This is a genomic window from Vibrio sp. 704 (assembly GCF_033339295.1).
The window spans coordinates 1-530 of record NZ_JAWOUH010000967.1 but is presented as its reverse complement, the minus strand read 5'-3'; the positions used below and the strand labels follow the sequence as shown (position 1 = coordinate 530).

1 protein-coding gene is annotated in these 530 nt (G+C 46.8%); it reads left to right on the top strand.

Features of this window, described 5'->3' with window-relative positions; translation table 11 throughout:
- A partial coding sequence (locus R7R24_RS30145; RefSeq protein ID WP_318120646.1) for an ATP-binding protein occupies window positions 1-422 on the top strand: 422 nt, incomplete at its 5' end.
- Between the last annotated feature and the right edge of the window lie 108 nt (window positions 423-530).

The following is a 530-nucleotide window of genomic DNA, read 5'->3' as shown; positions in this document are numbered from 1 at the left end:
CCGAAGATGCCGAGGTGCGAATCGTGAGTTCAGGCGACGGTCAGCTCTATATGGACAAAAACATGTTTGAGCGTGCGGTGGGCAATTTGCTCTCCAACGCGATTCGTCATGCGTATGCTGATTCAACCATTGTGATTGACGTTCAAGAGGTTGATGAACAGGTTACGATATCGGTCAGCAACCAAGGTGACACCATTGCCGAGCAAAACTTACCGTACCTTTTCGACCGGTTTTATCGCGCAGATAAATCTCGCCAACATGTAGGTAGCGTAGGTGCAGGGCTAGGTTTGTCGATTACCCAATCTATCGTGCAAGCGTATGAAGGACAGATAAAAGTAACATCAGATGAAGACAAGACGCGGTTTGTTATGATGTTGCCATCGGCAGGTGTCAATGGAAGTGATAAGTCAGTTGAAGCATAAAAGGCAAACCTTGGCTTGCCTTTTGGGACTCAAACTCGTTTGAAGCTATTTGGGTTATTGGCCCAGTTGATGAGCGGTTAGAATAGCAGAGTAGACATTTTCTGCCGT